Consider the following 13,321-nt stretch of genomic DNA (forward strand, 5'->3'; position numbering starts at 1 on the left):
TTAAAAAATCAATTTACGAGAAAGATCTATTTACACAAAAGATTTGACAGTTTCTGGATCCAAGATACGATTTTAACTATAATGGATTTGTAATATATGTATTTAAAATTATGGAAGTAACAAGATGGAACTTTTAAAAGATAGAATTTATGAGATAGTAAAAGGAATGATAATTTCTTGTGAGTTAGAACCAGGGTCTTTTATAAGTGAAACTGATCTTGAAAAAAAACTTAAAGTTAGTAGGACTCCATTAAGGGAAGCTTTTAGTAGGCTAGAACAAGAAAATTTATTAAAAGTAATTCCTAAAAAAGGTGTTCAAGTAAAGAATCTATCTTTAACAACAATTAATTTTACATATGAGACTCGGTTACTTCTTGGACCATTTATACTAGAAAATTATTGGCAAGAAATAAATCGAGATGAAATATCTAAATTATTGAAACTAACGCTAGAATTAATGAATAAGATTAAGCCTAAAGAGGAGTTAAATAAGCAGATTAAAGATATTCATTTATTTTTTGATTTGGATGATAGATTTCATCATACAATTACCATGTCCTGTGATAATGACTTTTTAAGAGAAGCTTTGATTAGGGCAGAGAATGAAGTCAGAAGAACTAGAGTACTAATTGGTAAAGATTCACGTTATATAGCTTCAGCTAATGAACATATAAGGATTATGCAAGATATTTTAAATGATAAAAAAGAGGATGCCAAGAAAGATTTAATTACACACTTAAGTAATTCTAAAGATATTGCATTAAAGAGTATGAACACTAAAGCAATAAATTACCGTTAGGATTGAACCATTTGTTCAAGTGCTGAACTTCTTAAGAATGCTAATGAGAACGCTTTTAATCTAAAATGAACTTAGATAAATTATAAGTTATTTATAATACGAGAGGAATAAAGATGAAACATACTAAGTATAAAGTTACTGTACTTACTCTTTATTTAGGTTTATTTGTAATGCATGGCATTAACCTAGCAATTTTAGGGCAGTACAAAGAACAGCTTGCTCAACTATGGAATTGTAATATTGCAGATGTACTATCTTTGATTTCAATTTTAAATTTAGGATCATTGGTATTTACTATTTTTAATGGACCAATTACTGATAAGGTTGGAAGAAAAATACCTTTAATCTTTGGTGATATTTGTATGGCCGTTTACTATTTTGCTTTGACGCTCATGCCAAGTATAAGTGCGGCAAAAATGATGGCATTTATTTTTTATGGATTAGGTGATACATTTTCTTATGTAGCAGGTAGTGCGGTTATTATTGAAGCATTTCCTGATAAGTCTTCATCAGCAAATGTTATGACCAAATTTTTAATTAGTTTAGGGCAATTTATATTACCAATTTTTATTTTATTGGTTAGTTTGACGCATTCTAATTTTAGGGTTCTTTTTATAGCTGGTGGAATTGTATATTTGGTTGTTTCCGTGATTTTATCATTTAGTAAATTTCCACCAATGGTTAAGAAACAAAAAACAAAAAGTAAAGCAAAAATACATTTCAATTTGGGTGGCTTAGCATTAATCTTGATTGGATACACTAGTTGTGCAACTTTTAATTTGTGGACTAATACATATCAAGAATTTGCCAAAAGCTGCGGAATTACTCAACCTAGTATTTTAATTTCAATTTATGCGGTTGGCGGTGCGCTTTCTGTTTTATTAACTTCATTTTTAGTTGGTAAAGGTGTAAAAGAGTCATTGATTTTAACTGTATATCCATTTTTAGCAGCTTTATCGTTACTATTTGAGATTGTAATACCACAAGCCTGGATTATGTATATTGTAGCTTTCTTATTTGGAGTTTTTGCAGCAGGTGGTTTGTATCAGTTATGTACTGCTCTTTTAACTAAAATAATGCCAAATTATAAAGCTACAGCAATTTCTATTGCTCAATTTATGTCCTTCATCGGCAATGCCTCAATTATGTATTTTGCTTCGTTAATTGAGCAGAATAATCCTGGAATAGCCGGATATAGAGGGACGGTATTTTTGAATATTTTGGTAGCCTTTATTGGTGGAGTATTAGGTTTAATTACAATGTATGAAGAGAGAAAATTAGCTAAGTAAAAAGTAAAAGCCTATTAAATCAAGCTCATATCAAAATGATATGACAAGATTTAATAGGCTTTTTTAAGTTTAAAATATAATTTAAATACTAAATTATTTCTTTATGACATCAGGGTTAACTGGAAATTGGGGCATTTTTCCATTAGCATAATCAACAATTGCTTGAGCAGCGCCAGTACTTAATGCTTGCCATGCTTCAATAGTAGTTCCGGCCATGTGCGGTGTCATAATTAAATTCTTCGCATTAAATAAAGGATTATCTGGTGTTGGTGGTTCTGGATTGAATGAGTCAAGAGCAGCACCAGCAAGTAAATTATTATTTAATGCTTCAGCTAAGTCATGTTCGTTAACAATACCACCACGGGCTGAATTAATAATGATAGCAGAATTCTTCATCATCTTAATTTGCTTCATTGAGATCATATTCTTGGTTTCATCTGTTAATGGCATATTAATACTTAAGAAATCTGCTTGTGGATAAATATCATTTATATCATCTAATAATGGCCATTTAACTTGATTTTGCTTTAAGTAAGGATCATAACCAATAACTTTCATACCTAATGCTTCGGCAAATCTGGCTGTGATACGGCCTACATGTCCTAAACCTAAAATGGCTAATGTTTTGCCTTTCAATTCATGACCATTTAAATCATATTTTCCAGCAAAGTTTGGAAGAGAACCGTCTTCTGCTAATTCATTCTTCTTTTCTCTTAACATTGAATTTGCGTGCGCAATTTTTCTTGAGAGAATGAGCATTGTTGTTAAAACATATTCAGCAACTGCATTTGAATTGGCACCGTTAACTCTTGCAACTAAGATGCCCTTTTTATTGGCTTCATCAATATCTACTGAATTAAAACCTGTACCGGTACGAGCGATAATCTTTAGATTTGGTGCTGCATCAATCATTTCCTTATTTAAAGGAGTAGATCTCATAATTACACCGTAAGCATCTTTAAGCCCATCTTTCATGTTCTTTGTATCTATACCTTTAGAAACTATTACGTCAAAGCCGTTATCTTTCAAAAGTTTGATACCTGAGTCATCAATTTTTTCACTAAGTAATACTTTTTTCACGATAATACCTCCCATATAAATATCTAACTTTAGAGTAAATAAAGCGCTAACAAATATACAGATACTAAAATTTCTTGTGATGAACCATTTGGAACTGTTATAAGTCATTTAAAATAACTATTATTAATGTTGAAGTGTAAGAAAGCGCTCTCAAACATATTTTTTTATGGAATGGAGAGAATTATGAAAATTACAAGTGTTGATATAATGAAAGTTCCAAGTCCAGATGTAAGTTTCAATGGGAATGGTTCTGGATCTAAAGAAGAATGGTCCCCAGTAGTTGTTCGTGTAAATACCGATGAGGGAATATCTGGATTCGGTGAAGCAGGCCTTGCTTACGGAAAAGGTTGGCGAGCAGGATATGGCATGATTCAAGATTTTGCTCATATGATAATTGGCGAAGATCCAATGAAAATTGAAGCAATTTGGAACAAACTTCAAAGAAAAACTTATTGGGGTATTGCAGGTGGGGTAATTCCTTATGCTGCTATTAGTGCGATTGATATTGCTTTGTGGGATATTAAAGGTAAGTACTATAAAACACCTGTTTACCAATTATTAGGTGGTAAGACAAATGATAATTTGAGATCTTATGCAAGCCAACTTCAATATAACTGGGGAGAAGCTCCTGATCCTAAAAAGCCAAAACTTTCAACTCCTGAAGATTATGCTGAAGTAACTAAGAAAGTGATGGCTCAGGGCTATGATTGTTTAAAATTTGATCCAATCATGTGGGGACTAGATCCTAAGAAACCTTGGGTAACTAAAGGTCCCGTTAATCAAAGTGTAATTAAAGTTGCTTATGATCGAATTAAAGCAATTAGAGATACTGCTGGCCCAGACTTTGACATTATCTTAGATATGCATGCTAATAGTGATACGACTTCTGCAATTAAAATGGCAAAAGCTTTTGCCCCATTAGATATCTTGTATTATGAAGAACCTGTAGATCCAATGAATTCTAATTTTTACAAGATTGTTCATAATTCAGTACCTATGCCAATAGCAGGTGGTGAAAGAACATTTACTCGTTGGGGATTTCGTCAAATGTTTGAGGACCGTTCATTGGATATTGTTCAGCCAGATTTAACTTTAGCAGGTGGTATTACAGAAACAAAGAAGATTTGTGATATGGCATACACTTATGACATTAATGCTCAAGTCCATGTTTGTGGATCTCCAATTGCAATTGCCGCTGCTTTGCAAGTTGAGGCAGTTATTCCTAATTTCTTTATTCATGAAGTATATCAACGTGCTTTGTATAAGAAAGACAGAGCTGCTGCCGTTTATGATGACCTTATTCCGGTTAATGGTCATGTTCATGTTCCTGATAGACCAGGAATTGGACAAGAATTAAAACCAGAAATTATTAAACAATGTAAGACTGTTACTATTGATGATTAGAGGAAACGAAAAATGATCGATAAATTTTTATTAGGTGGTTATACTGCAGATAGTTATACTGGTGGAAAGCATAATAATTCAGAAGGAATTTATGCAGCCACTTTAGATACTGATAAAGGTAAGATTACAGATATTGATTTAGTAACGAAAGCTGAAAATCCAGCCTTCTTTAACTATTCAATTAAAGATCATAAACTTGCCGCTGTTATTACCAAGGATGATAAGACTGGTGGTGTAGGTATATTCGATATTGATCCCAAAACTGGTAAGGGAAAATTAATTTCAGAATCAATGCTTGATCAATCAGTAAAAGGATCATATGAAGCATACAACTATTTTGATCATCTTTTCTATTGGAATAAATTGAAATATACAGTACCTTCATATGTTTATCTTGATGATAAACGTAAAATGGTTTTTGCTGCTAATTACAACACAAATGCAATCTTAACCTGGAAACTTGATGATAATTATCAATTTATTGATTCACATCGTTATCCTATTGAAGGACGTGGACCTAAAGCTGTTCAAGATGCTGCACACATTCACTATACAAGATTACTACCTGATGGTAGATTAATTGTTTGTTCTTTAGGACATGACAGATTATTAGTTTATGATGTAAATGATGATGCAAGTTTGAAGAAGGTTTATGAGTATGAAGTAGAACCAGGTTTTGGTCCTCGTCAATTAGCCTTTAATAAGAACACTAATAACTATATTTATGTATTAAATGAAGTAGGTAGTAAGACCGCTGTTGTTCACTATGATCCTGAAACAGGACATATTGATAGAATTGCAAACTACTCAAATATTCCCGAAGGTTATGCAGGTCATAATCAATCAGCCGGTATTAGAGTTTCTGCTGATGGTAAATTTGTTTACTCTTCTAATCGTGGACATGATTCATTGGCTGTTTATAGAGTAATTGATGGTGGTGCACATCTGGAGAAGATTCAAACAATTAAAACTCAAGGCGTATCCCCACGTGATTTTGATTTAAGTAAAGATGGTACTTACTTATTATGTGCCAACCAAATGTCACGTGATTTAGTATTGTTTAAGAGAGATCCAAAAGATGGCTACTTAACATTAGTTCAAACTGGTATTAAACATGACGCGTGTGTTCGTGTACTTGAAGCAACCGATTTTTTAGCATAATGTAATTAAATAAAAAACACTAAGGTTTTCTACACAATGTCATTAAGTTAAGACATTGACAAATTGATAGTTTAAGCTTTTAGATCATTCATTTACAATTTATCGTATTTGGATGATCTTTTTTTCATGCCAAATAAGACCTAATCTTGTTTAGAAATTAGGCTACACGATACAAATAATATACGGCTGACTTAGGCTTGAGATTTCTTTGATCTTTTCTTCCCGGTCTGATAGGAATTGTATAGTGGCTAATTTGAATAAGAATTTTCTTGAAGATCTTAGTCGAAGAAGAAATTATATACATGGCTTGGACAATAAAGCACGATTGTTTAAAATTGATCGCATACTGATACTTACAGTTTTTTTGCGGTATATATGCTTGCGCATCGATTTGACTGACTGCGTTAAACATAATCATATGAGCATAGATCTCCATTTCAATAAATCTGTCCTGTTTAGAATGAAACTGTACGCTTCCCAAGGCGTATTTTAATTTTTTGAATGAAGTTTCAATTCCCCAGCGTAAATGGTAGATTTCTTTAATCCTTTTTAAAGGGTAATCAGTTCTATTTAGATTGGTTAAAACGACTTCCCATTCTTCTTTGCCTGACTTAGGATCATTAATTCTAAATTTACAGGCACGAAATTTTATTGAACATAATTCTTCAAAGTCCCAGCTGTCATCTCTAGTATTTTTAGACCGATATTTGATATACTGACGATAAAAGTGTTGAACATGATGAACATTCTCTGCGGCTTTATGAGTTGTGTAATAATAGCCTGATGTAGTTACCCAGCAAGCAATATCCTTATCGCATTCCTGATCAGGCAACGCGGCTATTTCTTTAATCGCACCATGTCCCGCTTTAGTACGTATTATGTAAAAACAATTAGGCAGACGATTGCAATTTTCAATCATGTTAAAACTGCTATAGCCTCGATCCATAGTGACTATATATGGTCCGCAATCTAAATTTTTAAGCATTTGGACAGCTGCTTTACGTTCGTCCATCTTGGATTTGGGCTGAAAGATGCAGTCTTGATAAGTATTATTTAACAGATCATAGAATGTATTAACATGAATTTGACAATATGGTTTTCTCTCGTGATTGGAAGCTTGTACGATATTTTCTGACTTAGGATTCCAAATTTGATTAAAGTCGGAACCATCAATGGCAAATAAACGATATTTATGATCAGGTAACTGGATATTAAATAAATTCTGATTAAATACAGTCAGAATATGCTTAAAACAAGCGGGTGAAAGTTGACCTTTGCGTTGAACATGGGCAGAAGTACTAACTACTTTGTCATTCTTTTCAATCGCATTTTTGCCAAAGGCTCTAAATAACTCGCTAGTTAAATCTTCACCTTGCATATTAATAGTAGTTTTAATGACCGTAGCTGCATCCAAGGTGCGCTTTCTAGTGAAGGCATGTGGATCATTAATAAAATCGTGAATATGCTTTCCAGTATCATTGATAATTTGATCAAGACGCTCTAAAATATTTCTATGAAGGGCTTTCATAATTAACACCAGCTTTCTAGCAATAATTTTGAAGGTTTAATAATTTAATCAGAGGGCGAAAAGGTAGGTTCTTTTCGCCTTTATTTTATGCAAAAAAAGAACCGAATCATAATGATTCGGTTCTAAAGAGATTAGATTCAGTTTGTCAATGTCTTAACTTAATGACATTGGTTTTCTACAACTTTAGTGTTTTTTGTATTCAATTAATTTCTTTAAAACTGGATTTGGATTTTTAGGATTATACCAAAGTGATGAAGAGTAAAATCTATTACAGTGATTAGAGATTGGTAAAAACTTTATTAATGGATTTTCTAGTTCAGCTTCGTCAACAATTATACTGGGATAAAATCCAAATCCTTGATTAAATGCAACTAACATATTTCGTTGTTCCATTGTTGACATTGGACGAATGTTGTTTTCATTTATTAAACCTGGAAATTTATTAAGAAAAACTCGTTTTAAGAAAGTGGAACCAAAAGGCGAATAATAAAGTGCGTCTAAATTTTTTAAAGAATTAAGATCAATACTACTGCCTTGGCTTAATGGATTTACTCGGCTTATGCCAACGTATATTTGCCCAGTGAAAATATCTATTCTATGTAATAAATCTGTATTGGTTAACTCACTTCCACTAGTTTTGTAATAAGGCGTAACTATACAATCTAGTGAATAATCTTTTATTAATGATACAAGTCTTTTTCCACTTTCCTCTTGTAATTTAAACTTGATTTTTGGATATTTTTCAAAAAAATCTTGTAAGTAAGTTTGTAAAATGGTTGCCTGATAAGCAGAAGAAAATCCTATTTTTAATACTTCAGGACTTTTATTATTATTACCAGTTTTAATTCTTGTAAGAGCATTATTATAAGAATTTACAATATCACGAGCAGTAATAATAAAATCTTTTCCTTCTGATGTTAATGCAGTTCTATTATTTTTTCTATCAAATAATTTGACGCCTATTTCTGCTTCTACTTGATTCATTTGTTTTGAAACTGCACGTGGAGATAAAAAAAGATGTTCAGCAGCACTTTTAAAGCTTCCATATGTAGCTACTGTCAAAAAAGTTTCAAGTTTGTTAATATCCATTATTTGCCTCATCTTTCTTATGATGGCAGCAGAACTTCTTGTTCACCTGTCGAAAAAACAGTGACTGTTAAATGGGTGAAACAACAATCATAATGAGAATGTAAGCGGATAAATTGCTTATTAGTATCACATCGGTGTCTGAAAACTATTCGAGAGGAGGAGAATAGAATGTCGACAGCTTATCTAGCTACGGTCGGTTTTATCATGATTATATTGATTATGATACTGCTGTTAACCCAAAAAGTAACCGCTATGTTTGCGTTTGCTATTATTCCAATTATTGGTGGACTAATCGTTGGTATGAGTCCAAACGAAATTGGTAATTCTGTAACATATGGTTTAGGATTAACCACTTCGGTTGCTTTAGTTATGTTGTTTGCTTTACCTTACTTTTTATTACTAGCTGATACAGGTTTTTTCAATGAGATTGTACGTAAGGTTTTGCGACATATCAGAATTACACCACCATTTTTGGTAGTTTTAACACTACTTGTTTCTTGGATTGTAGGACTTGATGCAAGTGTTACTTCTCAATACATTATTGTTATACCACTATTATATCCATTTTATAAGAAATTTAAGATGAATCCAATTATTTTGATGTTCTTTACTACCATGGGTGTCATTATGGACTTTGATTTACCATGGACAGCCAGAACATTAAGAGCGGTTTCTTTAATGCCATCAGTAAAAAGTGGAACAGCTTTAACTGCTCAATTATTGCCAACCCAAATTATTTATTTCATCTTACTTATAATTTTGGCATATCTAGTTGGATTATATGTTCAAAAGAAACAAAAGATAGTCGTTGAAAAAACTACTAAAGATGAAAAACTGAAGTTAGCTTCTCAAGTTAAAGATGATGAGGAACTGGCACGTCCTAAGCTCTTTTGGATTAATGTAATCTTAACTTTAATCATCATTGTGTGCATGGTTGTATATCCAACATTTCCACAGTATTATTTGTTTGCAGTTGGAATGGTAATCGCCTTACTTATCAATTACCGTGATCAAAAACTTCAAAACAAGCTGTGGAAAAAGTATGCAAAATCTATGGTACCTGTAATGCCAACTATTTTACTTTCTGGTGTTGTTGTGGGAGTCATGACTAAGAGCGGTATGATGAAAGCTATGGTTCACGTTCTACTTCAAATTTTACCAAAATCTGTTGGACCATATGTATACATCATAATTGCTTTAATTGCACCATTAATGTTTTTGTTTACAAACGATACTTGGTACTTTGTATTGGTACCAATTATTATGACTTTGGAGAAAGCTTATGGTGTTCCGGAAATGGTAGTTGTTGCAACACTATTTATGAATATGGGAGCAATGCTTTCACCAATTGCACAACCACAAATTTATTTAGGTCCAAGTTCTGCAGAAGATTCATTTACAGTTCCTGATTATATAAAGAAAAGCTTCTTCCCAATTTGGGGACTGAATATCATATGGGTTCTTTTAGGACTTTTAGTAGGATCGTTTAGATAAAGGAGATAAAAATGTCTATTCCAAAAATTGTAAAAATGGAAGTTTATCCAGTTGCTGGATATGATAGTATGCTATTAAATTTGTCTGGTGCTCATGGACCATTCTTCACTAGAAATGTCACGATTATGTGGACTGATGAAGGAAAAATGGGTGTTAGTGAAGTTCCAGGCGGTCCCAAGATAACAAAGATTATTGAGGGATCTAAAGATTTTGTTATTGGATCTTCAATTGGTGAATTTAAAAATGTACTTAAAAAGATTCGTGCAAAATTTGCTGGTGTTGATAAAGGCGGCCGTGGTAATCAAACCTATGATGAACGTACTTTAGTTCATGCTGTTACTGCAGTAGAAACTTGTTATCTTGATTTACTCGGTAAGCACTTTCATGTCCCAGTTGCCGCACTTCTTGGAGATGGTCAACAACGTGAAAAAGTTGGGGTATTAGGTTATCTGTTCTATGTAGGTGATCCTAACAAAACTGATTTACCATATCTTCAAAATGATGATAATTCAGATGAATGGGGTAGAACACGTCGTAAACCACATATGACACCAGAATCTATCGTTGAAGAAGCACAAGCTGCTTATGATCGTTACGGTTTTAAGACCTTTAAATTAAAGGGTGGTGTATTTGATGGTGAGGAAGAAGTTGAAGCTATTCATGCATTGCATAAAGCATTTCCAGATGCCAAAATCGATATTGATCCGAACGGTGCTTGGTCATTGAAGCAAGCTCTTCATTATGCTAAAGAAATGAAAGATGATTTATTCTATATTGAAGATCCATGTGGTGCTGAAGATGGATTCTCTGGCCGTGAAGTATTAAGCGAATTTCAAAAAATTACTCATATGCCGGTTGCTACAAATATGGTTGATACAGATTGGCGTCAAATGAATCATGCATTGCAATTAAATGCTATTTCTATTCCTTTGGCTGATCCACACTTTTGGACAATGGAAGGCGCTATTAGAGTTGCCCAATTATGTAATGAATTCAACCTTAATTGGGGTGTTCACTCAAATAACCACTTTGATATTTCACTTGCTATGGTTGCTAATACTGCAGCAGCAGCACCAGGTCATATTTTTGATGTTGATACTCATTGGATTTGGCAAGATGGTCAAAATTTGACTAAGAATCCATATAAGATTGAAAATGGTCAATTAACTGTTCCTAAGACAAATGAAGGTTTAGGCATTGAAGTTGATTTGGATGCTGTTAAGAAAGCTCATAAGTTATATGTTGATAATAACTGTGGCGCACGTGATGATGCTAAAGGGATGCAATTTTACATTCCTGGTTGGAAATTTGATCCTAAGAGACCATCAATGGTTAGATAAATGATAATAATAAAAACTACTAAATTATGCAACAAAGCATGGTTTAGTAGTTTTTTGCCATTTTTAGATGAACAATAAGTTCAAGTGTTGGACTTTCTGTAACTGTTATTTGTGAAAATGGTAATTTATTATGTAACTGAAAGCGCTTAATAGTAAAGTGATACGAGAGGAGAAACATTATGACAGTTGTACCAAAAGTTACTAAAGTTAGAGTTGTTCCAATTGCAGGTTATGATAGTCCTACTTTGACGCTTAGTGGTTGTCATTATCCATTTTTTACTAGAAATATTGTAATTATTGAAGATGATAGCGGTAATAAAGGTATCGCTGAAATTCATGGTGGTGAGCCGATTAGAAAATCATTGGAATCTTATATTCCTTTTGTGATGGGCAGAGAAATTACGGATTATCGTAATATTATCAAAGAAATTCAGGAAAAAATTGGACATCCAGATGATACTGGAGAAGGTATTCAAAAGTTGGATATTTCACAATTACAATATGTTGTTCATGCAGAGGCTGCAATTGAATGTGCATTACTTGACTTAGTTGGAAAGTTCTTGAATAAGCCAATGGTAGATATCATTGGACAAGGACGCCATCGTGATGCAGTACCATTTTTAGGATATCTGTTCTTTGTTGCAAATAGAGATAAAATTAATTTGCCATATATTCACGATGATGAAGAACCTGGTGCTGATGAATGGGCAAAAGTTCGTCGTTCTGAAATTATGGATGCAGATGGGATTGTTAATGAAGCAAGGGTTTTGCACGAAAAATATGGATTCACTAGTTTTAAGTTAAAAGGTGGGGTCCTAGATGGTGAAACGGAAATGAAAGTTGTTAAGAAGCTTCATGAAACATTTCCAGATTATAGAATCAATATCGATCCAAATGGTTGTTGGTCATTAAATGAAGCAATTAATTTAATGAAAAAGTATGGAAATAATCTAACATATGTAGAGGATCCTACCAATGCAGAAGCCGGCTTTTCCGGTCGTGAAGTATTAAGTTACTTTAGAAATGCAACTAATATGTCAGTAGCTACAAATATGATTGCTGTTAACTGGAAGCAACTTTATCCGGCTCTTCAAATGAAATCAATCGATATTGTTTTGGCTGATCCTCACTTTTGGGGTATTGAAGGGACTTTAAGAGTAGCTGCAATCTTAAATGATTGGGGACTTACATGGGGTTCACACTCAAATAATCACTTTGATATCACTTTAGCTTTATACGCTCAAGTTGCAGCAGCAGCACCAAAGATCACCCCAGTTGATACTCACTTTATTTGGCAGGATGGTCAGCAATTATGTGATGATGCGTTAAAAATTGAAAATGGACAAATTAAGATCCCTGATAAACCGGGCCTAGGTGTAAATATCAATGAAGATAAACTTGAAAAAGCTCATGAATTATATGAAAAGCTAAGTTTTAAAGGCAGAGATGACACTAGAGCAATGCAGTATTTAATGAAAGATTGGAAATTTGATCCAGATCGTCCAGTATTTGTTAGATAATGAATAAAAGCTTAAAAATAAAAGGTGAGAGTACTTTAGTGTAATAAGTATTTATACTAAATAACTTTACGAGGAGAAAAGTTATGAAAATAACAAATATAAAAACTTACCAATTAAAAGCTAAGTATGAAGACAAATATATTTTTAGTGATGCAATGGGAACAAATCCTGCAAGACAAGCCTTATTAATAAAGATTGAAACGGATACTGATTTGTATGGTGTAGGAGAGGCTTGGAGCTATGGAAATCCTACAGAAGTTCAAGCAACAATTATTAATAAACAATTGGCTCCAATGCTCTTAAATCAAGATCCAACTAATATTGAGCAATTATATCAAAAAATGTATTGGGGAACTATTGCACATGGTCGTAGAGGCTTGGAATTAGGTGCAATTAGTGGAATTGATATTGCTTTGTGGGACTTATTTGGAAAAATTTGCAATATGCCTATTTATAAATTATTAGGTGGTCACAATAATGTTGTTCCTTCGTATGCTTCTGGTGGTTTTTATTTTAAGGATTCAAAGCATAACTTAAAAGATGACTTGGAAAATTGGGTAGAAAACATACTAACCTAGTGTTGGATCATGAATCGACGGATTCACGATCTGGCACTT

At 33.0% G+C, this 13,321-nt stretch carries 11 protein-coding genes; 8 read left to right on the forward strand and 3 right to left on the reverse strand.

All coding sequences use genetic code 11. The annotated features are described in order from the left end of the window. Positions 1 to 124 precede the first annotated feature (124 nt). Entirely contained in the window at positions 125 to 799 is a 675-nt protein-coding gene (locus CP366_RS09515; RefSeq protein ID WP_089147811.1) for a GntR family transcriptional regulator, read from the forward strand. Between the two features lie 113 nt (positions 800 to 912). Next, complete coding sequence (locus CP366_RS09520; protein WP_089147810.1) at positions 913 to 2,088, forward strand: MFS transporter; 1,176 nt, start codon at positions 913 to 915, stop codon at positions 2,086 to 2,088. Between the two features lie 93 nt (positions 2,089 to 2,181). On the opposite strand, the gene CP366_RS09525 is transcribed toward CP366_RS09520, so the two are convergent. Beyond that, positions 2,182 to 3,168 carry a hydroxyacid dehydrogenase gene (locus CP366_RS09525; protein ID WP_233187510.1) on the reverse strand — a complete coding sequence of 329 codons (987 nt, stop codon included), beginning with the start codon at positions 3,166 to 3,168 and terminating at the stop codon, positions 2,182 to 2,184. A 183-nt stretch (positions 3,169 to 3,351) separates the two neighbouring features. Between CP366_RS09525 and CP366_RS09530 the strand changes: the two genes are divergently transcribed. Both CP366_RS09530 and CP366_RS09535 read left to right on the forward strand, forming a co-directional pair. After that, a complete protein-coding gene (locus CP366_RS09530) occupies positions 3,352 to 4,572 on the forward strand; it encodes a mandelate racemase/muconate lactonizing enzyme family protein (protein ID WP_089147808.1) in 1,221 nt (406 codons plus the stop codon). A 12-nt stretch (positions 4,573 to 4,584) separates the two neighbouring features. After that, positions 4,585 to 5,733, forward strand: coding sequence for a lactonase family protein (locus CP366_RS09535; protein WP_089147807.1), 1,149 nt, complete (start codon positions 4,585 to 4,587; stop codon positions 5,731 to 5,733). Positions 5,734 to 5,890: 157 nt separating this feature from the next. Here CP366_RS09535 and CP366_RS09540 read toward each other — a convergent pair whose 3' ends face one another. Together CP366_RS09540 and CP366_RS09545 are read right to left on the reverse strand one after the other, a co-directional pair. Beyond that, the gene (locus CP366_RS09540; protein ID WP_089147806.1) at positions 5,891 to 7,261 is read right to left on the reverse strand and encodes an IS4 family transposase; all 1,371 of its coding nucleotides are present in this window, start codon (positions 7,259 to 7,261) and stop codon (positions 5,891 to 5,893) included. A 183-nt stretch (positions 7,262 to 7,444) separates the two neighbouring features. Beyond that, entirely contained in the window at positions 7,445 to 8,350 is a 906-nt protein-coding gene (locus CP366_RS09545; RefSeq protein WP_158227336.1) for a LysR family transcriptional regulator, read from the reverse strand. A 168-nt stretch (positions 8,351 to 8,518) separates the two neighbouring features. On the opposite strand from CP366_RS09545, the gene CP366_RS09550 reads away from it, so the two are divergent. The 4 genes from CP366_RS09550 to CP366_RS09565 all read left to right on the forward strand — a co-directional run bounded on the left by CP366_RS09550 (position 8,519) and on the right by CP366_RS09565 (position 13,282). Continuing rightward, positions 8,519 to 9,844: an SLC13 family permease gene (locus CP366_RS09550; protein WP_089147804.1), complete on the forward strand. Its 1,326-nt coding sequence runs from the start codon at positions 8,519 to 8,521 to the stop codon at positions 9,842 to 9,844. Between the two features lie 11 nt (positions 9,845 to 9,855). Further along, positions 9,856 to 11,184 carry an enolase C-terminal domain-like protein gene (locus CP366_RS09555; RefSeq protein WP_089147803.1) on the forward strand — a complete coding sequence of 443 codons (1,329 nt, stop codon included), beginning with the start codon at positions 9,856 to 9,858 and terminating at the stop codon, positions 11,182 to 11,184. Positions 11,185 to 11,363: 179 nt separating this feature from the next. Then, positions 11,364 to 12,704, forward strand: coding sequence for an enolase C-terminal domain-like protein (locus tag CP366_RS09560; RefSeq protein ID WP_089147802.1), 1,341 nt, complete (start codon positions 11,364 to 11,366; stop codon positions 12,702 to 12,704). 83 nt (positions 12,705 to 12,787) lie between these two features. Beyond that, a complete protein-coding gene (locus CP366_RS09565; protein ID WP_199160550.1) occupies positions 12,788 to 13,282 on the forward strand; it encodes a hypothetical protein in 495 nt (164 codons plus the stop codon). The last annotated feature ends 39 nt before the right edge of the window (positions 13,283 to 13,321 follow it).

The organism is Lactobacillus sp. UMNPBX15, from assembly GCF_002553785.1.
In the GTDB taxonomy this organism is placed as follows: domain Bacteria; phylum Bacillota; class Bacilli; order Lactobacillales; family Lactobacillaceae; genus Lactobacillus; species Lactobacillus crispatus.

Excerpts from the sequence above, each read along its gene's own strand:
- CP366_RS09520 (WP_089147810.1), top strand. The coding sequence starts at position 913 with ATGAAACATACTAAGTATAAAGTTACTGTACTTACTCTTTATTTAGGT.
- CP366_RS09530 (WP_089147808.1), top strand. The coding sequence starts at position 3,352 with ATGAAAATTACAAGTGTTGATATAATGAAAGTTCCAAGTCCAGATGTA.
- CP366_RS09535 (WP_089147807.1), top strand. The coding sequence starts at position 4,585 with ATGATCGATAAATTTTTATTAGGTGGTTATACTGCAGATAGTTATACT.
- CP366_RS09550 (WP_089147804.1), top strand. The coding sequence starts at position 8,519 with ATGTCGACAGCTTATCTAGCTACGGTCGGTTTTATCATGATTATATTG.
- CP366_RS09515 (WP_089147811.1), top strand. The coding sequence starts at position 125 with ATGGAACTTTTAAAAGATAGAATTTATGAGATAGTAAAAGGAATGATA.
- CP366_RS09545 (WP_158227336.1), bottom strand. The coding sequence starts at position 8,350 with ATGGATATTAACAAACTTGAAACTTTTTTGACAGTAGCTACATATGGA.
- CP366_RS09565 (WP_199160550.1), top strand. The coding sequence starts at position 12,788 with ATGAAAATAACAAATATAAAAACTTACCAATTAAAAGCTAAGTATGAA.
- CP366_RS09560 (WP_089147802.1), top strand. The coding sequence starts at position 11,364 with ATGACAGTTGTACCAAAAGTTACTAAAGTTAGAGTTGTTCCAATTGCA.
- CP366_RS09555 (WP_089147803.1), top strand. The coding sequence starts at position 9,856 with ATGTCTATTCCAAAAATTGTAAAAATGGAAGTTTATCCAGTTGCTGGA.
- CP366_RS09540 (WP_089147806.1), bottom strand. The coding sequence starts at position 7,261 with ATGAAAGCCCTTCATAGAAATATTTTAGAGCGTCTTGATCAAATTATC.